Raw genomic sequence first — 21,022 nt, 5'->3', positions numbered from 1 at the left:
AACCAGACCCAAACAAAAACGGCAACCTCATGGGCTGCCGTTTTGTTTAGTGCTGAATGCCGACTCAGGCCAGATGCGAGAGCATTTCGCTCGCTTCGCTCTTCTGCTTGTCGTTCCCCTCGCTGATGACTTCATTGAGGATATCCCGTGCACCGTCGTTGTCGCCCATGTCGATGTAGGCCTGAGCCAGATCGAGTTTGGTAGCGGCTTCGTCGGTGCCGGACAGGAAGTCGAAGTCATCCTCACCCAGATCATCGCCCAACGCGGCATCAGCTTCGGTGAAGCTTGGCTCGTTGATGCTACTCGACAGGCGATCCAGCTCGGCGTTGACGTCGTCCAGTTCGGCGGCGAACGCATCCGGCTCGGCAGGCGCCGCGTCCATTTCGTCAGCCAGAGACAGGTCGAAATCGGCTGGCAGTTCCAGATCGTCCTGCGGCACGTCGGCCACGGCCGGGGTGTCGACCAGCGGCAGATCCTTCACGCCTTCGTCCAGATCCAGCAGGAAATCATCGTCCGCCAGCTCGACCGGCGTAGGCGCAGGATCGGCACCGAGGTCCAGATCCAGGTCGAAGTCCGACAGGTCGTCGAGGTTTTCCTTGATGTCGGCCTGCTGTTGCAGAACCGACTCGAAGCTCAGATCGTCGTCAGTCGGGAATGCGTCCAGCTCGACCGGCGCGTCAGGCTCGACAGCAGCCACAGGTTCTACCGGCGTGATGTTGTCGAGATCGTCGAGGCTCAGGTCGAAAGCGCTGTCCAGTTCGTTATCTGCCGCAGCAGGCGCTTCAGGCTCATCGAGCAACAGCTCCTTGACGTATTCCGCGTCCAGCTCGGCAGCAATGGCCGCTGCTGCCAGGCCGCTGGCCGCGACGACCGCCATGGCCGGGAAGCGGCTTTTCAGCTCTTCGACCTTGGCGAAGTTGTCGCCATTGGCAACCAGTTGGCGCTCCTGACCGACGAAGGCATCGCGATCACCCTGGCGACCGTAAACCTCCATCAGTTTCAGACGCAGATCGCTGCGCTGCGGCTCCAGGCTCACGCCCTCCTCCAGCAACGCGGCGGCCTGGTTCAGACGACCGCCGTCGATGTGCGACTGCGCCTTGTCCAGCACGTCGTCGGAACGCTCGGCAGCCGGCGCCACCAACGGCGCGGCGATCGGCTCGGCCATTACCACCGGAGCAACCACGGCAGCGGCAGCAGGTGCCGGAGCCGGAGCCGGAGCCGGGGTCAGCTTGACGCTGGCGGCTGGTACTTCCAGACCTTCGAAGCTGCTTTCCGGCAGGTCGAGGTCCTGGGAGAAGGATTGCTCCTCCAGAGCACGGGCCATACGCAAGTGCTTTTCGGCTTCCTGTTGCGCCTTGCGGCGACGCGCCAGCAGCAACAGCAGGAGCAGCAGAACCACTGCACCGCCACCAACCAGACCCAGCAGGATCGGATTGGTCAGCAGTTCATTGAAGTTCTTCTCGTCATCGGCGGCGGGCGTGGTTTCAACCACAGGCTCGACAACCGGCTCGACCGGGGCCGGAGGAGCAGCCTCAGGCACAGGCGCGGCCGGAGCAGCCTCTGCCGGAGTTGCCGGCGGCGTGGCAGCCAGTTCCGCGGTGATCGCCGGCACCACTGGCGCAGTGGCAGCGCCGGCTGGGGCAGCACCCGAGCCTTCGGCCTGCATTTTCGCCAGTTGACTGTTCTTCAGCTCGATCAGGCGCTGCAGCTTGTCCAACTGACTTTGCAGATCGGCCATGCGGCTTTTCAGTTCTTCGTTGTCGCGACGGGTGGTGTCGAGACTTTCCTGGGTCACCGCCAGTTTGTTGCTCAGAGCCTTGGCATCGCCGGCCGGCCCCTTGCCACGCGCCTTGGCGCTTTCGGCGGACACCAGGCTCAGGTTGTCCTTGGTGTTTTGCGCAGCGCCGGTATTGGCGCGCCCACGATTGGTCGCATCGAGCTGCTGCTGACCGGTGCCCGGTCTGGCCGCATAACGACGGCCCTGACGCCAGGCTTCGTTCTGCGCGGCCACTTCGGCAATGGCCTTGGATTGCGGTAGCGCAGTGCTTTGCACCTGATCCGGCAGACGCAGCACCTGGCCGGTTTTCAGGCGGTTGATGTTGCCGTCGATGAACGCGTCCGGATTCAGGGCCTGGATCGCCAGCATGGTCTGCTGCACCGAACCGCCGGTGCGCGCCTTGGCGGCGATTTCCCACAGGGTGTCGCGCGGCGTGGTGGTGTGGGTCGAATGCGTGGCACCGGTGGTCGGTGCGGTGATGGTTTGCGCTGGCGCTGGTTGAGCGGCAGCATCAGCGGTCTGCGGCGAGAACTTCGACGGATCCAGCAGGACGCTGTAGTCACGCAGCAGACGGCCGTTTGGCCACATCACCTGCACGAGGAATTTCACCATCGGTTCCGACAGCGGCTTGCTCGATGTTACGCGCAGCACGCTTTTGCCGCTGGCGTTGAGCACCGGGGTGAAGGTCAGATCATTGAGGAAGGCCTGGCGATCGACGCCGGCCTTGGCAAAATCTTCCGGCGAGGCCAGGCTCGGCACCACTTCGGCAGCGGTCAGATCCTTGACATCGAGCAGCTCGATTTCCGCCACCAGCGGCTGGTTCAGGGTCGACTTCAGGGTCAGCTCCCCGAGCCCGAGGGCATGCGCCATACCGGAGGACAGCGCCGAGGCGGCCGCTATTGCTAACACCAGTTTGCGAACTTGAACCATAGCCTCTTCCTTTGTTTGAACGTTCCTCGGCCAGCGAGAAGATGTTGATTGTCGCTGCCGTAAGGCATTGCGCGCGACGACGACAGCATGCCGCGCGCGATCATTTCTTTGATGCCCCGGAAAGTCCCGGAGGGTGACACGTCATCGAGTGCTCGGGGCAAGCATAGCGCTCGCCTAGAATCAGTCGACAAATTGTTGCCAAGTATCTTTTACAGCAGGTCTTTTATCAACAACTCGGCGACCTGCACGGCGTTGAGGGCCGCACCCTTGCGTACGTTATCTGACGTCAGCCACAGATTAAGTTCCGACGGCTCGTCGACACCGGCGCGCACCCGCCCGACATAGACCACGTCCTGCCCGACCGCATCACCGACAGCAGTCGGATAATCGCCGGCCTCGACCAGCTCGATACCCTCGGCATCTTCAAGCGCAGCATTGACCTTTTCCAGGTCGACCGCGCTCGCTGACTGCAAGGTCACGCTAAAGCTATCGCCAAAAAACACCGGGGCTTGAATGCAAGTCGCGGAAATCTTTAAAGAAGGCTGCGCCAGCACCTGACGCAGTTCGCGGACCAGGCGCTTTTCCAGCAGCGTATGGCCTTGCGCATCCGGCGTACCGACCTGGGCCAGTACGTTGAATGCCACCTGCCGATCAAAGAATTTCGGCTCCAGCGGACGCAGATTCAACAGTTCAGCGGTCTGGCGCGCCAGCTCGGAGACTGCTTCGCGCCCCTGAGCGGAAATGGCCAGACTGGCGGTGACATGCACGTATTGCAGCTCGATCAGCTCGCGCAATGGCGCCAGCACCACGGCCAGCGCAGTGGCCGACGGGCTCGGGCTGCTGACCTGAAACGGCGCTTTCAGACCGGCCAACACCTCGACATTGGCTTCCGGCACCACTTGCGGGGCCTGGTCGGCCGGCAAGGCACCGGACAGATCGATCAGTGAACAACCCGCGGCATGAGCGCGAGCCGCGTAACTCAGGGTGACCGCAGGCCCCGCGGTAAAGAAAACCAGTTTGACCTTGGCGAAGTCGAACTCATCGACCTCACGCACCCGCACGTTCTTGCCACGATACGACACTGAGCTGCCAGCCGATTCGCTGCTGGCCAACAGATGCAGTGTGCCAACCGGGAAGTCGCGCTCTTCGAGAATCTGCACAAGCGTTTCGCCGACAGTACCGGTGGCGCCGATCACGGCAATATCAAGGGTCTGGGTCATGTTGCTACCTCTGGCGAAACGGGGGGAGCGGCACTTTACCGGGTGAGTCGCACACAGGCAATTCGCGCCCGCCGCGAAGAGCGGACGCGGAGCGTCCATGGCTGCATTTCCCACACAGAGCGTGGGAACGATCAACAGGTACAAAAAAACCCGCGCCTCTTGCAAGGCGCGGGTTCTTTCATTGCGTCAAGCGATCAACGCTCCAGCAGGATCCGCAGCATGCGACGCAGCGGCTCGGCAGCGCCCCACAGCAACTGGTCGCCGACGGTGAACGCGCCAACGAACTGCGAACCCATGTTCAGCTTGCGCAGACGACCGACCGGTACGTTCAGGGTGCCGGTGACTTTCGTCGGGCTCAGCTCCTGCATGCTGATTTCACGGTTGTTCGGCACCAGCTTGACCCAAGGGTTGTGCTGGCTGATCAGCCCTTCGATGTCGGCGATCGGCACGTCTTTGTTCAGTTTGATGGTCAGCGCCTGGCTGTGGCAGCGCATGGCGCCGATGCGCACGCAGATACCGTCGACCGGGATCGGGCTCTTGAAGCGACCGAGGATCTTGTTGGTCTCGGCCTGGGCCTTCCACTCTTCGCGGCTCTGGCCGTTCGGCAATTCCTTGTCGATCCACGGGATCAGGCTGCCGGCCAGCGGTACGCCGAAGTTTTCGGTCGGGTAAGCGTCGCTGCGCATGGCTTCGGCCACACGACGGTCGATGTCGAGAATCGCGCTGGCCGGATCGGCCAGTTGATCGGCGACAGCGGCGTGGGTCGCGCCCATCTGCTTGATCAGTTCACGCATGTTCTGCGCGCCGGCACCCGAGGCCGCCTGATAGGTCATGGCGCTCATCCACTCGACCAGACCGGCCTCGAACAGGCCGCCCAGGCCCATCAGCATCAGGCTGACGGTGCAGTTGCCGCCGATGTAGTTCTTGGTGCCCGCGTCGAGTTGCTGGTCGATGACCTTGCGGTTGACCGGGTCGAGGATGATGACGGCGTCGTCGTTCATCCGCAGGCTCGAGGCCGCGTCGATCCAGTAACCCTGCCAGCCGGCTTCGCGCAGCTTGGGGAATACTTCGCTGGTGTAGTCGCCGCCCTGGCAGGTCAGGATCACGTCGAGGGTCTTCAGCTCTTCAATGCTGTAAGCGTCCTTGAGCGGAGCAATGTCCTTGCCCACGGACGGGCCTTGGCCACCGACATTGGAAGTGGTGAAAAACACCGGCTCGATAAGATCGAAATCCTGCTCTTCCAGCATCCGCTGCATGAGCACGGAACCGACCATGCCGCGCCAACCGATCAGACCTACACGTTTCATCGCAACTACACCTTCTTGAAAAGTGGGCCGCTGCTTTGTATTGAATTTCGCAGCGGGCCCGAGAGATTACAGATTCCGCAGCGCGGCGACTACTGCGTCACCCATTTCCTGCGTACCGACTTTAGTGCAACCGGTCGAAAAGATGTCGCCGGTGCGCAGGCCTTGATCCAGCACCACGCTGACCGCTTTCTCGATGGCATCCGCCGCTTCGTGCAGATTGAAGCTGTAACGCAGCATCATCGACACCGACAGGATGGTCGCCAGCGGGTTGGCGATGCCTTGGCCGGCGATGTCCGGTGCCGAACCGTGGCAAGGCTCGTACATGCCCTTGTTGTTGGCATCCAGCGAGGCCGACGGCAGCATGCCGATGGAGCCGGTGAGCATCGACGCTTCGTCGGACAGAATGTCGCCGAACATGTTGTCGGTGACGATCACGTCGAACTGCTTCGGTGCCCGCACCAGTTGCATGGCAGCGTTGTCGACGTACATGTGACTCAGTTCGACTTCAGGGTAATCCTTGGCCACCTGCTCGACCACTTCACGCCACAACTGGCTAGACGCCAGCACGTTGGCCTTGTCCACCGAGCACAGCTTCTTGCCGCGGACCATGGCCATGTCGAAACCGACACGGGCGATGCGGCGGATTTCGCTTTCGCTGTACGGCAGCGTGTCGTAGGACTGGCGCTCGCCGTTTTCCAGGGTACGAGTGCCGCGCGGCGCACCGAAATAGATGCCGCCGGTCAGCTCACGGACGATCAGGATGTCCAGGCCGGAAACGATTTCCGGTTTCAGGCTCGAAGCGTCAGCCAGTTGCGGGTAAAGGATCGCCGGACGCAGGTTGCCGAACAGGCCCAGTTGCGCACGGATTTTCAGCAGGCCGCGCTCAGGGCGGATGTCACGCTCGATGGTGTCCCATTTCGGGCCGCCCACGGCGCCCAGCAGCACGGCATCGGCAGCGCGAGCGCGATCGAGCGTTTCGTCGGCCAGCGGCACGCCGTGCTTGTCGATGGCGGCGCCACCGATCACGTCATGGCTCAGCTCGAAACCCAGGCTGTACTTGTCGTTGGCCAGCTCCAGCACCTTGACCGCTTCGGCCATGATTTCCGGACCAATACCGTCGCCTGGGAGAATCAGAATCTGCTTGCTCATGCTTTCCTCGTGTCTTCAATCGGTGCCCCATCGACTGGCGCGCCCGGAAAAATGCTTGTCGTTCTAAGTTTATTTCTCGGCCCAGAGCACCAGTACATCTGTACTGAACGATCCATCGGCCTCAATCTCAAAATATTCGCGCACTTCGTTGCCCATCGATTGCTGCAACTGGCGGATCGCGGCGCGCATCACTTCTGGCGTGCGCATGCGCTCGACCCAGCTGCTGTACTCCAGACGCAGGCGCTGACGCGTGGTGCTGCGTGTGTGCAGACCGGCCTCGCTGACCTGGCGCAACCACTCACCGGCCGAATAATCGCGCACATGACTGGTGTCGCGCAGCACTTCGACGCTCTGCAGATAGGTGTCGAACAGCGGACTGCCCGGCGACAGCACATCAATGAATGCCGCCACGCCGCCCGGCTTCAGCACCCGACGCACTTCGCGCAAGGCCACGCCGAGGTCGCTCCAGTGGTGCGCCGAATAGCGGCTGAACACGAAGTCGAATTCGCCATCGGCAAACGGCAGACGCTCGGCGGCGCCGTTGACCGTGGACACGTTGCTCAATCCGCGATCAACGGCAGCGGCGGCGACCACGTCGAGCATCTGCTGCGACAGGTCGTACGCGACCACTTCCTTCACCAACGGAGCAACGTGAAAACTCACGTGCCCGGCGCCGCAACCCAGATCCAGCACCCGCGCCTCGCCCTGCCCCGCCAGCTCAGCCTGCAGCAGCGCAAATTCAGTGCCTTGAGCGTGAACGGCGCTGCTCAGGTAGGCGGCGGCCTGCTCACCGAATTGCTTTTGTACAACCTGACTGTGGGCGGTGCTGGTCATGGTCACATCCTGATTTCTATGTTGTTTGAACTGCCCTTTTCGCGAGCAAGCTCGCTCCCACAGGGGAATGCACTTCAAATGTGGGAGCGGGCTTGCCCGCGAAGGGTCCAGCCCTGACTACATCATCTCGAATCAATCACGCGTCGCGGAACAACCACGGCTGGCTCGCGCGATGCCGGGCTTCAAACGCGGCAATCGCATCGCCGTCCTGCAGGGTCAGGCCGATGTCGTCCAGGCCATTGAGCAGGCAGTGTTTGCGGAAGGCATCGATCTCGAAGCGATAGACCTTGCCGTTCGGGCTGGTCACGGTCTGCTCTTGCAGATCGATCTGCAACTGATAGCCCGGCTCGGCCTCGACCTGCTTGAACAGCTCGTCGACCTCTGCGTCGCTCAGGATGATCGGCAGCAAACCGTTCTTGAAGCTGTTGTTGAAGAAGATGTCGGCGTAGCTCGGCGCGATGATGCTGCGGAACCCGTATTCTTCCAGCGCCCACGGCGCGTGCTCACGGCTGGAACCGCAACCGAAGTTCTCGCGGGCCAGCAACACGCTGGCGCCTTGATAACGCTCGGCGTTGAGCACGAATTCCTTGTTCAGCGGGCGCTTGGAGTTGTCCTGATACGGCTGACCCACATCGAGGTAACGCCACTCGTCGAACAGGTTCGGGCCGAAGCCGGTGCGCTTGATCGATTTCAAGAACTGCTTCGGGATGATCTGGTCGGTGTCGACGTTGGCACGATCCAGAGGTGCGACAAGGCCGGTGTGCTGGGTAAAAGCTTTCATGCTGCGCTCCTCAGATCAATTCACGAACGTCGATGAAACGACCGTTCACCGCCGCCGCAGCGGCCATGGCCGGGCTGACGAGGTGGGTACGGCCACCGGCGCCCTGACGGCCTTCGAAGTTACGGTTGGAGGTCGACGCACAGTGCTCGCCGGACTCCAAACGGTCCGGGTTCATCGCCAGGCACATCGAGCAACCCGGCTCGCGCCACTCGAAACCGGCTTCCAGGAAAATCTTGTCCAGACCTTCGGCTTCAGCCTGTGCCTTCACCAGACCCGAACCCGGCACCACGATGGCCTGTTTGATGGTCGACGCAACTTTGCGGCCCTTGGCGATCACCGCGGCAGCGCGCAAATCTTCGATGCGCGAGTTGGTGCAGGAGCCGATGAATACGCGATCGAGCTGAATGTCGGTGATCGCCTGATTGGCGGTCAGACCCATATATTTCAAGGCGCGGACGATCGAGTCGCGTTTGACCAGATCCATTTCCTTGGCCGGGTCCGGCACGTTCTGATCAACGGCCAAGACCATTTCCGGCGAAGTGCCCCAGCTGACCTGCGGCTTGATCTGCGCGGCGTCGAGCTCGACCACGGTGTCAAAATGCGCGTCGGCGTCGGACACCAGATCTTTCCAGGACTCGACCGCCAGATCCCACTCGGCGCCTTTCGGAGCGAATGGGCGACCCTTGACGTAATCCACCGTCTTCTGGTCCGCCGCTACCAGACCCACGCGGGCGCCGGCTTCGATGGACATGTTGCAGATGGTCATGCGGCCTTCGATCGACAGATCGCGGATCGCGCTGCCGGCGAACTCGATGGCATGGCCGTTACCGCCAGCGGTGCCGATCTTGCCAATGACGGCGAGGACGATGTCCTTGGCGGTCACGCCGAACGGCAACTGGCCTTCGACGCGCACCAGCATGTTTTTCATTTTCTTGGCGACCAGGCACTGGGTGGCGAGTACGTGCTCGACCTCGGAAGTGCCGATCCCGTGAGCCAGGGCGCCGAACGCGCCGTGAGTCGAGGTGTGCGAGTCGCCGCAGACCACGGTCATGCCCGGCAAGGTCGCGCCCTGCTCCGGGCTGATCACGTGAACGATGCCCTGGCGCACGTCATTCATCTTGAACTCGACGATGCCGTATTCATCGCAGTTGTCATCGAGGGTCTGAACCTGCAAACGCGAGACCTGGTCGGCAATGGCTTCGATGCCGCCCTTGCGCTCCGGGGTGGTCGGTACGTTGTGGTCCGGGGTGGCGATGTTGGCATCGATGCGCCACGGCTTGCGCCCGGCCAGACGCAGACCTTCGAAGGCCTGCGGCGAGGTCACTTCGTGAATGATGTGACGATCGATATAGATCAGCGCCGAGCCATCGTCGCGCTGCTTGACCAAATGCGAATCCCAGAGCTTGTCGTAGAGCGTTTTGCCGGCCATCAGACGGTTCCTCATCAGCTTGTTTCTATGCCCTGGGCTTATCAATAACCCTTTGGCTTGTGAGGCCGATCCTATGGCGTTAGATTAAATAACTCAAATTCATATTTTTTATGCTTTGGATAACCAGCTGGAATACAAACATGGACCTGGCCAACCTCAATGCTTTTATCGCGATTGCCGAAACCGGAAGCTTCTCCGGCGCCGGTGAACGCCTGCACCTGACGCAACCGGCCATCAGCAAACGCATCGCCGGGCTGGAACAGCAATTGAATGTGCGACTGTTCGACCGGCTCGGTCGTGAAGTGGGCCTGACCGAGGCCGGCCGCGCCTTGCTGCCACGGGCTTATCAGATTCTCAACGTGCTCGATGACACCCGCCGCGCCCTGACCAACCTGACCGGCGAAGTCACGGGCCGCCTGACCCTGGCCACCAGTCACCACATCGGTCTGCACCGCTTACCGCCCTTATTAAGGGAATACACTCGCCGCTACCCACAGGTTGCGCTGGATATTCAGTTCCTCGATTCGGAAGTGGCCTACGAAGAGATTCTTCACGGCCGGGCGGAACTGGCGGTCATCACGCTCGCGCCGGAACCACATACGCTGGTCAAGGCCACGCCGGTCTGGGATGACCCGCTGGATTTCGTGGTCGCCCCCGAACATTCATTGATCAGCAACGGCGCCGTCACATTGGCGGACATTGCCGGTCATCCGGCCGTTTTCCCCGGCGGCAACACCTTCACCCACCATATTGTCCAACGGCTGTTCGAGGCTCAGGGCCTGACGCCGAACATCGCGATGAGCACCAACTACCTGGAAACCATCAAGATGATGGTGTCGATCGGTCTGGCGTGGAGCGTTTTGCCGCGCACGATGCTCGATGAACAGGTGGCGCGCATACCTTTACCGGGCATACAGCTTCGTCGCCAGCTAGGCTATATCCTGCACACTGAAAGGACGCTGTCGAATGCTGCACGGGCATTTATGGCCCTGCTGGACGCTCAAATCGATCTGCCAGGGACTCTCGGCTAACTTGTGCTACTCCTATAGAGCTGCCGTCCCTGTGCCAAACGCCCACATCAGCTCAAGGCCCCTTAACAATGCCGAAATCTGTTGACCGTATTCCGCCGATGCCGCGTATTCAGGCCATTGACCCACGGCGTTCCGAGCAGAGCTGGGAGAGCGCGCCGCAATTGCTCGCGGCGCTCAACGGCGCTCGGCTTGGTGCCTGGTATTGGGATATCGAGCGCGGGCAGATCAGTTGGTCGCGCGGCACTCAGGCCCTGTTCGGCTTCGACCCGCGGCAACCGCTGCCCGAAGACCTGGAATACCTCGACTTGTTGCCACCGGAAGACCGGGCGAAAACCATTCGCGCCTTCCACGCGGTCATCGCCGGCGCGCCGCTGGAACAGGCGATGCACCACCGCATCCGCTGGCCCGACGGCAGCCTGCACTGGCTGGAGATCAACGGCAGCCTGCTGCCGGACAAACACGGCCGGCCCCGAATGATCGGGGTCATCCGCGAAATCACCCACCAGCGGCAACGGGAACAGGCGCTCAGCAGCTCTGAAAAACGTTTCGCCACGCTGTTTCACCTGTGCCCGAACATGGTGCTGCTGACCCGTCAGGAAGACGGCCTGATCAGCGAGGCCAACCAGTATTTCGAAAGCTTGTTCGGCTGGCCGGTGCAGAGCGCCATCGGTCGCACCACCCTGGAGCTGGGCCTGTGGGTCCATCCCGAACAACGGGCGGAGCTGGTCAAGAAGACCAAGGCCAAGGGCGAACTGATCAGCATGGAGGTGCAGTTCCGCGCCAGCAACGGCCAGATCCACGACGGCATCCTCAGCGCGCAAAAGGTCGAACTCGAAGGCCAGCCGTACCTGCTTAGCACCTTTCTCGACACCACCGAACGCAAGGCCGCCGAGCATGCCCTGAAGGACAGTCAGGAACGCCTCGACCTGGCGCTGGATTCGGCACAGCTCGGCACCTGGGACTGGCACATTCCCAGCGGCATGCTCTACGGCTCGGCCCGGGCCGCGCAATTGCACGGTCTTGAGCCGAAACCATTCCATGAATCGTTCGAAGAATTCTTCGAGGGCGTCCCCGGCGAAGAGCGCGACAGCATGCGCGACGCCTATCGCAGCCTGCGCGAAGGCCCGGCGGGCAATTATCAGCTGACTTACCGCGTGCAACTGCCGGATGGCAGCTCGCGCTACCTGGAAAGCCGCGCCCGCCTCTATCGCGACGACAACGGCGTACCGCTGCGGATGGCCGGCACCCTGCTGGACATTACCGATCAGGTCGAGCGCGAACAACGACTGGTGGCTTCGGAAGAGAAATTCGCCACGCTGTTCCAGGTCAGTCCCGACCCGATCTGCGTGACGCGCCAGGAAACCGGGGAATTCATCGAGATCAATTCCAGCTTTTCCCAGACTTTCGGCTGGAGCGCCAGCGATGTGATCGGCCATACCGCCGAAGAAATCGGCCTGTGGGACGCCTCGGCGAAAAGTCTGCAACGCATCGAACGGGTGATCCGCGAACAGGGCCTGAGCAATGTCGCGATCATCGTCCAGCACAAGGACGGCCAGTCGCTGACCTGCGTGATTTCCAGCCGCCAGATCAGCGTTGGCAACCAGCCGTGCATCGTCACCACATTGCGCGACATTACTCAGCAACAGCGCTCGGAAGCGGCACTCAAGGCCAGTGAAGAGAAATTCGCCAAGGCGTTTCACTCAAGCCCCGACGCCATCACCATCACCGAACGCGACACCGGGCGCTATCTTGAGGTCAATGACGGTTTCTGCCGCCTGACCGGTTACCGCGCCGACGAAGTGGTGGGTAAAACCGTGTATCAGATCGGCATCTGGGCCGAGGAAAAACAGCGTTCGGCGTTGCTCGCCGAACTTCAGATCAAAGGCCGCGTGCATCATCAGGAAATGCTCGGGCGCAACAAGCGCGGCGAGATACTGACGGTGGAAGTCTCGGTCGAACCGATCACCCTCAATGAAACCGCCTGCCTGTTGCTCACGGCCCGGGATGTCAGCCTGCTGAAGAACGCCGAGGCGCAGATCCGCCACCTGGCCTATCACGATCCGCTGACCAACCTGCCCAACCGCGCGCTGCTGATGGATCGACTGAGCCAGCAGATCGCCCTGCTCAAGCGCCACAACCTGCGAGGCGCGCTGCTGTTTCTCGATCTGGATCACTTCAAGCACATCAACGATTCGCTCGGCCACCCGGTCGGCGACACGGTGCTGAAAATCATCACCGCGCGCCTTGAAGCCAGCGTGCGCATGGAAGACACCGTGGCGCGACTCGGTGGCGATGAATTCGTGGTGTTGCTCAGTGGTCTGGAAGGCACGCGTAATGAAGTCAGCGCCCAGGTGCGCGAGCTGGCCGACACCATTCGCGAGTTGCTGTCGGAGCCGATGTTCCTCGACGGCCAGCGCCTGCAAGTGACGCCGAGCATCGGCGTGGCGCTGATTCCCGATCACGGCTCGACGCCGACCGATCTGCTCAAACGTGCCGACATTGCGCTGTACCGCGCCAAGGATTCCGGACGAAATACCACCCAGATGTACCACAACACCATGCAGAAAGCGGCCAGCGAACGGCTGCGCATGGAGACCGACCTGCGCCTGGCGCTGTCCCGGGGTGAATTCGACGTTCATTACCAACCGCAGATCGACGCCCGGGACAATCGCATCATCGGCGCTGAAGCCCTGGTGCGCTGGAACCACCCGGAACTCGGCGCGCAATCGCCCGCCGAATTCATCAAGGTCCTGGAGGACAGCGGGCTGATTCTGGAGGTCGGCACCTGGATCCTCGACGAGGCGTGCGAAGCCTTCAAGCAATTGATCGCCGAACAGCTGATCGATCCTCTGGCCTTCACCCTGTGCGTGAACATCAGCCCCCGGCAGTTCCGCCAGAACGACTTCGTCGAGCGCATCGAGCACAGCATGAGCAGCCACGGCCTGCCCTGCTCACTGCTGAAACTGGAAATCACCGAAGGCATCGTCATCCAGAACCTGGAAGACACCATCAGCAAAATGCGTCGCCTGAAAAAACTCGGCGTGAGCTTTGCCATGGACGATTTCGGCACCGGCTATTCATCGCTGACCTACCTGAAGCGATTGCCGGTGGACACGCTGAAGATCGATCAATCGTTTATCCGTGACGCCACCAGCGACCCCAACGACGCCGAAATCATCCGCGCCATTGTCGCCATGGCCCGCAGCCTGGAACTGGAAGTGATCGCCGAAGGCGTGGAAACCCCGGAACAGCTGGCCTTCCTGCAGGGGCTGGGTTGCCATTTGTATCAGGGTTATCTGCACAGCCGGCCGTTGCCGCTGGAGGGGTTGAAAGGATTGCTGGAATGACGGGCACAAAAAAGGGCGCCTTTCGGCGCCCTTCTTCCCGGTCGGCTTATTGCAGGACCGGCTTCTCCGCCCCGTTGATCGGGATGCGCTTGGCTTTCGCTTCTTCCGGGATCACTCGCAGCAGGTCAATGCTCAACAGACCGTTACGCAGGTCGGCAGCCTTGATCTCGATGTGATCGGCCAGGCGGAAGGACAGCTTGAATGCACGTTGGGCGATGCCCTGGTGCAGGAAAGTGACGCCTTCGTTCGCGTCACGCTTGCCGCCACTGATGGTCAGCACACCTTTCTCGACTTGCAGTTCCAGGTCTTCTTCCTGGAAACCGGCCGCCGCCACGACGATGCGGTATTGATCGTCACCGTGTTTTTCGACGTTGTAAGGAGGATAGCTGCTGCCTGGCTCGTTGCGCAGGGCGGTTTCGAACAGGTCATTGAAACGGTCGAAACCTACCGAGGAACGGAACAGTGGAGCGAGGGAAAATGCAGTACTCATGGTTCAAATCTCCTGAAAACAATCAGCAAGTTTTTTGTCTCCGCGACCCGAATTCGGCATCGCGTAACCCTTAGATAGGGACCTGCATTTTGTTTTCAAGAGACGATTTGAAGATTTTTTTCAGGCCGCTTCGGCGACCGGCAAGCCCAGCAAACGCGAGACCTGATCCGGTTCGGTTTCGCGGCGAAGCACGGTAAACAGCTCGGTGGCTTCGGAGTAATTGCGGGTCAGCATCGCCAGCCATTGCTTCAGGCGGCCCGGCGATTGACGCGCGGTCATCTGTGCCTTGGCTTGCAGCCAGAAGTCCTGGATCAGCGGCAGCAGCTCGGCCCAGGTCATCTCGACGACTTCCTCGCCGGCACGGGCGGCGGCGATCTGACGGGCCAGATCCGGACGCGACACCAGGCCACGACCGAGCATGATGTCTTCGACACCGCTGATTTCCCGGCAGCGACGCCAGTCTTCGACGCTCCAGATGTCGCCATTGGCAAACACCGGCACCTTGACCACGTCCTGCACACGCGGAATCCACTCCCAGTGAGCCGGCGGTTTGTAGCCGTCCATCTTGGTCCGGGCGTGAACCACGATGTGCTCGGCACCGCCCTCGGCCAGCGCCGTGGCGCATACCAGCGAACCATCCGGGCTGTCGAACCCCAGGCGCATCTTGGCAGTGACCGGAATGTGCGCAGGGACAGCGCGACGGACGTGCTCGACGATCTGGTTGAGCAGTTCCGGCTCCTTGAGCAGAACCGCACCGCCACGGGACTTGTTGACGGTCTTGGCGGGGCAGCCGAAGTTCAGGTCGATCACCTCAGAACCCAACTCGCAGGCCAGTGCCGCGTTTTCCGCCAGGCACACCGGATCGGAACCCAGCAACTGCACGCGCAGTGGCACGCCGGAAGCCGTGCGCGCACCGTTGAGCAGTTCGGGGCCGAACTTGTGGAAATAGGCCGGGGTCAGCAACTGATCGTTGACCCGGATGAACTCGGTCACACACCAGTCAATACCGCCGACACGGGTCAGGACATCGCGCAGGATGTCGTCGACCAACCCTTCCATCGGCGCCAGAGCAATTTGCATGGGAAACACACACTCAAGGAAAAACGTGCGGCAGTTTACTGGGTTTCGCGGGTTAAACCCATGTCCGCCGTCTGTATGGCCGGGCCGTAGCCTTCGATGAACTCGGCAGGCATGCGCTTGGGCTTGCCGGTCGACAGCTCAATGCAGACGAAGGTGGTCTGGGCGCGCAGCAGCGTGGCGTTGTCGCTGGGGCGAATCAGCTGGAAGTGACGGGTCATTTTCAGGCGCTGATCCCAATCGACGATCCAGGTCGCCAGTTGCAGCTCGTCGCCTTCGTAGGCGGCCGCCAGGTAATCGATTTCGTGTCGTACAACGGCCATTGCCCGATCCAGACGCCGGTACTCGACCAGATCCAGACCCAGGCGCTGCGAGTGGCGCCAGGCGCAGCGCTCGAGCCAGGTCACGTACACCGCGTTGTTGGCGTGGCCCAGCCCGTCGATGTCCTCGGCGCCCACTTGCAGATCAATGGTAAACGGCGTCGCCCGATCCCAGCCCATGCCCTACTCCCGGTCAGATTATTCAACCGGGGCAGTGTAACGGATGACTACGCCGATTGCCGCGCCTGAAGGCTTCGCCCGGCCAGCAGTGATAACACACCATCAATCACCCGAGGGTCGGCCAGCACTCGCTGATGGCCGCCGGTTTCCAGACGCAGCAAGCGGCTGTCGAACCAGGATTCGTGGATCAGTCGGGATTCCTTGACCGGGACGAACGTGTCGTCCTCGGCATGTACGATCAGGCCTGGCATATCCAGTTGATAGTGGGCGACATCGAGAGTGGCTGCGCGCATGCCAACGTCCTGCTCGACTTGACGAATGAACGCGGAACGAGCTCTGGGTGGCATGCCGACGTAACGGGCGAATCCGCGCAAAACACCAAGGATTCGCGCCGGAGCGGCGATACTCACCAAGGTTTCAGTGCGCAAGCCCAATTGCACGGCGAGCATGGCGCTGGCACCGCCCATGGAGTGGCCAATGACCGCTTGCAACGGTGGCAACTCTGCAGCGGCCTCAAGCATCGCACGAGCGAACAACACCATATTGGCTTCGCGCCCCGGCGAGCGGCCGTGGGCCGGGCCATCCAGCGCGACTACGGTGTAACCCGCTTCGACCAGCGCCGTGATCAATGCGGCAAACTGGGTGGGCCGCCCTTCCCAGCCGTGCATCAGCAAGACAGTCGGGCCTTGCCCCCAACGGAGGGCCGAGAGACCGAAACGCAACGTGATGCGCTCGGATTTCTCCAGCAGCGGCAATTCCCAGTCCCGCGGCGCATTCGCGCGCGGCGTCATGAACGCCAGCCGCATTTTGCTCGCCACCAGTTTCGGTGCGAACCAGCCCAAGGTGCCATTAACGCCACGAACCCACTTCAACGTGCTCATCGCTCTCTCCTCGGGCTTGTAGCCTTCAGGTCAACGCACCGCCGACTTGGCAGCGCGCAGCAATCGATCGGATAAATCCCCAGGACCCAACGCCCTCGCGAGCGCCAGACCACCTACCATCAAGGCCACGTCGGCCAACGCTTTATCGGTGTCTTCCGGCGTTGCGGCCAACTGCGCAATCATCAATTCCAGGTGTTCGTTCAATGCGATCCGGAACGCTTCTGGCAGACGGCCCAGCTCACCAATGGAGGCCGGAATCGGGCACGCCGAATCGCTGGAATCGCGATGTTTGCGCGACAGGTAGAACGCAGCCACCAGGGCGCGGCGCTCTTCACCGGTCAGCTCGCTGTCCATGTCGGCAATCAGGTCGCGACGGCGACCGAGCAATTGCTTGAACGCCTCGAGCATCATTGCGTCCTTGCTTTCGAAGTGTGCGTAGAAGCCACCGACGGTCAGGCCGGCAGCGCCCATCACTTCGCCCACGCTCGGTTCAGCGGGGCCGCGCTGGATCAGTGCAGCGCTGGCGGCCTTGAGAATGCGTTCGCGGGTTTGAGCTTTCTTGTCGTTCATCGTCGCCTCCGAATATTACGATAGCAATATTATTCTCATAATAATATTCCGCAAGTCACACGAGTGACCGCTGGTCTGAAGCACAGTGTTAAGGAAAAAGAGGATTTGGCCAAACGCCAGACAAACAAAAGGGCCATTCAATAATTGAATGACCCTTATAAAATCCCGCAAAGCGGGTAATCGTGGCGTCCCCTAGGGGACTCGAACCCCTGTTACCGCCGTGAAAGGGCGGTGTCCTAGGCCACTAGACGAAGGGGACACAAACCTTCTATACAACTGATCAGCGCTGAGTACTGATCGATTCAAGGCCGGTGTGGCCAGACCTTGAACTGTAAATTGGTGGAGCTAAGCGGGATCGAACCGCTGACCTCCTGCATGCCATGCAGGCGCTCTCCCAGCTGAGCTATAGCCCCGGATTTTTCGCCTCTCGGCGGAGCGACATCTTGCAACATCGCTTCTGTAAAACTGGCGTCCCCTAGGGGACTCGAACCCCTGTTACCGCCGTGAAAGGGCGGTGTCCTAGGCCACTAGACGAAGGGGACGCAAACCCTTCTATACAACTGATCAACGCTGAGTGTTGATCGCTTCGAAGCCGGCGTGGCCAGGCTTCGAAGTGTAAATTGGTGGAGCTAGACGGGATCGAACCGTCGACCTCTTGCATGCCATGCAAGCGCTCTCCCAGCTGAGCTATAGCCCCTCATCGTTGATGTCATCGCTGAGGACGGGGCGAATCTTAAGGGCGTATCGAAAGGCTGTCAAACTTATTTTTGAAAAATTTCAAAATTTTTTGTCGGCATAACAATCACTTACCACCCTCCCCCCATAAATTCGGGAGAAAACGCCGAAGGACGGGATCAAAAGATCCTGACCTGCGGCGCATCCTGCAGAGTCAAACCCAATCAGGCGATGGCGCCCAACAGCTTTTCCCACTCTTTGTTTTCTTTCTTCGACACGCCGCCCAGCAGGTCAATCGCCTGGCGCAGACGGAAACGGGTCAGGTCCGGCCCGAGGATTTCCATCGCATCAAGCACCGACACCGAGCTCGCCTGACCGGTGATCGCCGCAAACATCAACGGCATCGCATCACGCAGCTTCAGCTCGAGGGATTCGACCACCGCCTGAATCGTCGCGGTGATGCTGTCCTTCTCCCACTGACGCAGGCTTTCCAGTTTCCACAGGATCAACTGCATCAGTTGACGAACCTGATCACCCGAGAGCTTTTTCGACTCGAACAGCTTGGCATCCGGATTCACGCCACCGGCGAAGAAGAATCCGGCCAGCGGTGCAACCTGGCTGAAAGTTTCGACACGGCCCTGAACGTGCGGCGCGATCTTCATCATGTATTCAGAATTGAACGCCCACTTCTGTACACGAGCAGCGAACTCTTCGACCGGCAGATCACGCAGCCACTGGCCGTTAAGCCACGACAGCTTCTCGATGTCGAAAATCGGCCCGCCCAGCGACACACGCTTGAGGTCGAAGTTGTCGACCATTTCCTGCAGCGAGAACTTCTCGCGCTCGTCCGGCATCGACCAGCCCATGCGGCCCAGGTAGTTGAGCATCGCTTCCGGCATGAAGCCCATGCGCTCGTAGAACGTCACCGAGGTCGGGTTCTTGCGCTTGGACAGCTTGCTCTTGTCCGGGTTACGCAGCAGCGGCATGTAGCACAGCTGCGGTTGTTCCCAACCGAAGTATTCATAGAGCAGGATCAGTTTCGGCGCCGACGGCAGCCATTCTTCACCGCGCAGCACGTGGGTGATGCCCATCAGGTGATCGTCGACCACGTTGGCCAGGAAGTACGTCGGCAGGCCGTCGGTCTTCATCAGCACCTGCATGTCCATGCGATCCCACGGGATCTCGACGTCGCCACGCAGCATGTCCGGCACCACGCAGACGCCTTCGGTCGGCACTTTCATGCGGATCACGTGGGGTTCGCCGGCAGCCAGGCGACGGGCGACTTCTTCCTTGGACAGCAGCAGCGCACGGCCGTCGTAACGCGGGGTTTCGCCGCGCGCCATTTGCTCGGCGCGCATCTGGTCCAGCTCTTCGGCGGTGCAGAAGCACGGGAAGGCGTGGCCCATGTCGACCAGTTGCTGGCAGTACTTCTGATAGATGTCGCCGCGCTCGCTCTGACGGTATGGGCCGTGCGGGCCGCCGACGTCCGGGCCTTCACTCCAGTCGATACCCAGCCAGCGCAGAGCGTCGAAGATCTGCTGTTCGGACTCGCGGGTCGAACGCAACTGATCGGTGTCTTCGATCCGCAGGATGAACTCACCGCCGTGCTGCTTGGCAAAGCAGTAGTTGAACAGTGCGATGTAAGCGGTACCTACGTGGGGATCCCCGGTAGGCGATGGCGCGATGCGAGTGCGGACGGTGGTCATGGCATGTCTCGAAAAGAATGAAAAGCAAAGAACAATCAAGCGGCGAATGGTAACAGGCGACACCCGCCCCGCTCCAGCGGGCAGGGCATTTAAGCCAAGGTTGCGTCTGGAACGCCCGTTGGCCGTGATGAATGGCCGATTATCAACAGACGGCATTTACCGCTCATCGGCTGTATGCCAGATTCGCCTGCTGATAACTTTCCTTACAATTCCTCGACTACAGTTTGCCCATGCCTGCCCAACTCAAGCGTCGCCTGTTCATTTTCCTGTTGCTGGTCCTGTTGATTGCCGGGGGCTTTTTCGCCCATTGGTTTTTCAAGGGCCGCTTTTATGAAAGCACCGACAACGCCTATGTCCAGGGTGAAATCACCCGTGTGTCGAGCCAGTTGAGCGCGCGTATCGACGAAGTGCTGGTGCAGGACAATCAGCACGTGGAAAAAGGCCAATTGCTGATCCGTCTCGAAGGCGATGACTTTCGCCTTGCCGTCGATCGGGCCAACGCCGCCCTCGCCACCCGCGAGGCCGAGCGTCTGCAAGCCCAGAGCAAACTGACCCAGCAAGCCAGCCTGATCGCCGCCAGCGACGCACAAGTGGCCACCACCCAGGCGACACTCGGCCGCTCGCAGGTGGATTTGTCGCGGGCAGAAACCCTGCGCAAACCCGGCTACGTTTCCGAGGAGCGTGTCACCACCCTTTCTGCCGAAGCCCACATCGCCCGCTCGCAAGTGGCCAAGGCGCAAGCCGATGCCCAGAGCCAGCGCCAGCAGGTCAATGCACTGACCGCCGAAATCAAACGCCTCGACGCGCAGATCGCCAACGCCCGCGCCGACCTTGCCCAGGCCGAACTGAACCTGACCCGCAGCGAAATCCACGCACCGATCAGCGGCCTGATCGGCCAGCGCGCCGCCCGCAATGGGCAAGTTGTGCAGGCCGGCGCCTATCTTTTGTCGATCGTTCCGGACGAGGACATCTGGGTCCAGGCCAACTTCAAGGAAACCCAGATCGGCCACATGCAGCCGGGACAGAAGGCCGAGCTGATCTTCGATGCCTACGGCGATACGCCGATCGAAGCGCGGGTGGACAGCCTGTTCGCGGCCTCCGGCGCGCAGTTCAGCCTGTTGCCGCCGGACAACGCCACCGGCAACTTCACCAAGGTCGTGCAGCGGATTCCGGTCAAGTTGACCTTCAAGGCCGATAACCCGCTGCACGGCAAAATCCGTCCGGGCATGTCGGTCACCGCAACCGTGAATATCAAAGACGCCCCTGACAATGGCCGGTGACCAACTGATCCGCCCGGCCGGCGAACCGACCCGGCGGG

16 protein-coding genes and 4 tRNA genes are annotated in these 21,022 nt (G+C 61.2%); 3 read left to right on the top strand and 17 right to left on the bottom strand.

From position 1 onward, the window contains the following. Positions 1 to 64 precede the first annotated feature (64 nt). From I5961_RS09885 to leuC, 7 genes are all read right to left on the bottom strand, one after another. Entirely contained in the window at positions 65 to 2,707 is a 2,643-nt protein-coding gene (locus I5961_RS09885) for a FimV/HubP family polar landmark protein (protein ID WP_227235076.1), read from the bottom strand. Between the two features lie 209 nt (positions 2,708 to 2,916). Further along, a complete protein-coding gene (locus I5961_RS09880) occupies positions 2,917 to 3,927 on the bottom strand; it encodes an aspartate-semialdehyde dehydrogenase (RefSeq protein ID WP_085701266.1) in 1,011 nt (336 codons plus the stop codon). A gap of 194 nt (positions 3,928 to 4,121) precedes the next feature. Continuing rightward, complete coding sequence (gene asd, locus I5961_RS09875; protein ID WP_011333354.1) at positions 4,122 to 5,234, bottom strand: aspartate-semialdehyde dehydrogenase; 1,113 nt, start codon at positions 5,232 to 5,234, stop codon at positions 4,122 to 4,124. A 66-nt stretch (positions 5,235 to 5,300) separates the two neighbouring features. After that, positions 5,301 to 6,383, bottom strand: a complete 1,083-nt coding sequence (gene leuB, locus I5961_RS09870; protein ID WP_085701267.1) for a 3-isopropylmalate dehydrogenase — start codon at positions 6,381 to 6,383, stop codon at positions 5,301 to 5,303. 69 nt (positions 6,384 to 6,452) lie between these two features. Next, positions 6,453 to 7,217, bottom strand: a complete 765-nt coding sequence (locus I5961_RS09865) for a class I SAM-dependent methyltransferase (protein ID WP_085701268.1) — start codon at positions 7,215 to 7,217, stop codon at positions 6,453 to 6,455. Between the two features lie 136 nt (positions 7,218 to 7,353). Then, positions 7,354 to 7,998: a 3-isopropylmalate dehydratase small subunit gene (gene leuD / locus I5961_RS09860; RefSeq protein WP_085701269.1), complete on the bottom strand. Its 645-nt coding sequence runs from the start codon at positions 7,996 to 7,998 to the stop codon at positions 7,354 to 7,356. A 10-nt stretch (positions 7,999 to 8,008) separates the two neighbouring features. After that, positions 8,009 to 9,427 (bottom strand): 3-isopropylmalate dehydratase large subunit, encoded by a 1,419-nt coding sequence (gene leuC, locus I5961_RS09855; RefSeq protein WP_074687686.1) that lies wholly within the window; start codon positions 9,425 to 9,427, stop codon positions 8,009 to 8,011. A gap of 140 nt (positions 9,428 to 9,567) precedes the next feature. Between leuC and I5961_RS09850 the strand changes: the two genes are divergently transcribed. After that, positions 9,568 to 10,458 (top strand): LysR family transcriptional regulator, encoded by an 891-nt coding sequence (locus I5961_RS09850; RefSeq protein WP_085701270.1) that lies wholly within the window; start codon positions 9,568 to 9,570, stop codon positions 10,456 to 10,458. A 68-nt stretch (positions 10,459 to 10,526) separates the two neighbouring features. Further along, positions 10,527 to 13,805, top strand: a complete 3,279-nt coding sequence (locus I5961_RS09845; protein WP_085703503.1) for a PAS domain S-box protein — start codon at positions 10,527 to 10,529, stop codon at positions 13,803 to 13,805. A gap of 46 nt (positions 13,806 to 13,851) precedes the next feature. On the opposite strand, the gene I5961_RS09840 is transcribed toward I5961_RS09845, so the two are convergent. The 10 genes from I5961_RS09840 to gltX form a co-directional block, all read right to left on the bottom strand. After that, a complete protein-coding gene (locus tag I5961_RS09840) occupies positions 13,852 to 14,295 on the bottom strand; it encodes an Hsp20 family protein (RefSeq protein ID WP_065261390.1) in 444 nt (147 codons plus the stop codon). A gap of 120 nt (positions 14,296 to 14,415) precedes the next feature. Then, positions 14,416 to 15,375: a tRNA dihydrouridine synthase gene (locus I5961_RS09835; protein ID WP_085703504.1), complete on the bottom strand. Its 960-nt coding sequence runs from the start codon at positions 15,373 to 15,375 to the stop codon at positions 14,416 to 14,418. Positions 15,376 to 15,410: 35 nt separating this feature from the next. Continuing rightward, positions 15,411 to 15,872: an acyl-CoA thioesterase gene (locus I5961_RS09830; RefSeq protein ID WP_127797473.1), complete on the bottom strand. Its 462-nt coding sequence runs from the start codon at positions 15,870 to 15,872 to the stop codon at positions 15,411 to 15,413. A gap of 47 nt (positions 15,873 to 15,919) precedes the next feature. Then, positions 15,920 to 16,753 (bottom strand): alpha/beta fold hydrolase, encoded by an 834-nt coding sequence (locus tag I5961_RS09825; RefSeq protein ID WP_227235074.1) that lies wholly within the window; start codon positions 16,751 to 16,753, stop codon positions 15,920 to 15,922. A 30-nt stretch (positions 16,754 to 16,783) separates the two neighbouring features. Then, the gene (locus tag I5961_RS09820) at positions 16,784 to 17,323 is read right to left on the bottom strand and encodes a TetR/AcrR family transcriptional regulator (RefSeq protein WP_011333341.1); all 540 of its coding nucleotides are present in this window, start codon (positions 17,321 to 17,323) and stop codon (positions 16,784 to 16,786) included. A gap of 183 nt (positions 17,324 to 17,506) precedes the next feature. After that, a tRNA-Glu gene (locus I5961_RS09815) sits at positions 17,507 to 17,582 on the bottom strand. A gap of 78 nt (positions 17,583 to 17,660) precedes the next feature. Beyond that, positions 17,661 to 17,736: transfer RNA gene (locus I5961_RS09810), tRNA-Ala, on the bottom strand. 53 nt (positions 17,737 to 17,789) lie between these two features. Next, a tRNA-Glu gene (locus I5961_RS09805) sits at positions 17,790 to 17,865 on the bottom strand. A 79-nt stretch (positions 17,866 to 17,944) separates the two neighbouring features. Then, positions 17,945 to 18,020 (bottom strand) — tRNA-Ala (locus tag I5961_RS09800). Between the two features lie 202 nt (positions 18,021 to 18,222). After that, entirely contained in the window at positions 18,223 to 19,704 is a 1,482-nt protein-coding gene (gltX, locus tag I5961_RS09795) for a glutamate--tRNA ligase (protein WP_085700163.1), read from the bottom strand. Between the two features lie 230 nt (positions 19,705 to 19,934). On the opposite strand from gltX, the gene I5961_RS09790 reads away from it, so the two are divergent. Continuing rightward, positions 19,935 to 20,984, top strand: coding sequence for an HlyD family secretion protein (locus I5961_RS09790; RefSeq protein WP_227235072.1), 1,050 nt, complete (start codon positions 19,935 to 19,937; stop codon positions 20,982 to 20,984). The last annotated feature ends 38 nt before the right edge of the window (positions 20,985 to 21,022 follow it).

The sequence above is a fragment of the Pseudomonas sp. IAC-BECa141 genome, assembly GCF_020544405.1.
Taxonomy (GTDB): Bacteria; Pseudomonadota; Gammaproteobacteria; order Pseudomonadales; family Pseudomonadaceae; genus Aquipseudomonas.
This window is presented reverse-complemented; position numbering and strand designations above follow the sequence as displayed.

Coding starts and splice junctions, on each gene's coding strand:
- I5961_RS09885 (WP_227235076.1), bottom strand. CDS start 2,707: ATGGTTCAAGTTCGCAAACTGGTGTTAGCAATAGCGGCCGCCTCGGCG.
- I5961_RS09880 (WP_085701266.1), bottom strand. CDS start 3,927: ATGACCCAGACCCTTGATATTGCCGTGATCGGCGCCACCGGTACTGTC.
- asd (WP_011333354.1), bottom strand. CDS start 5,234: ATGAAACGTGTAGGTCTGATCGGTTGGCGCGGCATGGTCGGTTCCGTG.
- leuB (WP_085701267.1), bottom strand. CDS start 6,383: ATGAGCAAGCAGATTCTGATTCTCCCAGGCGACGGTATTGGTCCGGAA.
- I5961_RS09865 (WP_085701268.1), bottom strand. CDS start 7,217: ATGACCAGCACCGCCCACAGTCAGGTTGTACAAAAGCAATTCGGTGAG.
- leuD (WP_085701269.1), bottom strand. CDS start 7,998: ATGAAAGCTTTTACCCAGCACACCGGCCTTGTCGCACCTCTGGATCGT.
- leuC (WP_074687686.1), bottom strand. CDS start 9,427: ATGGCCGGCAAAACGCTCTACGACAAGCTCTGGGATTCGCATTTGGTC.
- I5961_RS09850 (WP_085701270.1), top strand. CDS start 9,568: ATGGACCTGGCCAACCTCAATGCTTTTATCGCGATTGCCGAAACCGGA.
- I5961_RS09845 (WP_085703503.1), top strand. CDS start 10,527: ATGCCGAAATCTGTTGACCGTATTCCGCCGATGCCGCGTATTCAGGCC.
- I5961_RS09840 (WP_065261390.1), bottom strand. CDS start 14,295: ATGAGTACTGCATTTTCCCTCGCTCCACTGTTCCGTTCCTCGGTAGGT.
- I5961_RS09835 (WP_085703504.1), bottom strand. CDS start 15,375: ATGCAAATTGCTCTGGCGCCGATGGAAGGGTTGGTCGACGACATCCTG.
- I5961_RS09830 (WP_127797473.1), bottom strand. CDS start 15,872: ATGGGCTGGGATCGGGCGACGCCGTTTACCATTGATCTGCAAGTGGGC.
- I5961_RS09825 (WP_227235074.1), bottom strand. CDS start 16,753: ATGAGCACGTTGAAGTGGGTTCGTGGCGTTAATGGCACCTTGGGCTGG.
- I5961_RS09820 (WP_011333341.1), bottom strand. CDS start 17,323: ATGAACGACAAGAAAGCTCAAACCCGCGAACGCATTCTCAAGGCCGCC.
- gltX (WP_085700163.1), bottom strand. CDS start 19,704: ATGACCACCGTCCGCACTCGCATCGCGCCATCGCCTACCGGGGATCCC.
- I5961_RS09790 (WP_227235072.1), top strand. CDS start 19,935: ATGCCTGCCCAACTCAAGCGTCGCCTGTTCATTTTCCTGTTGCTGGTC.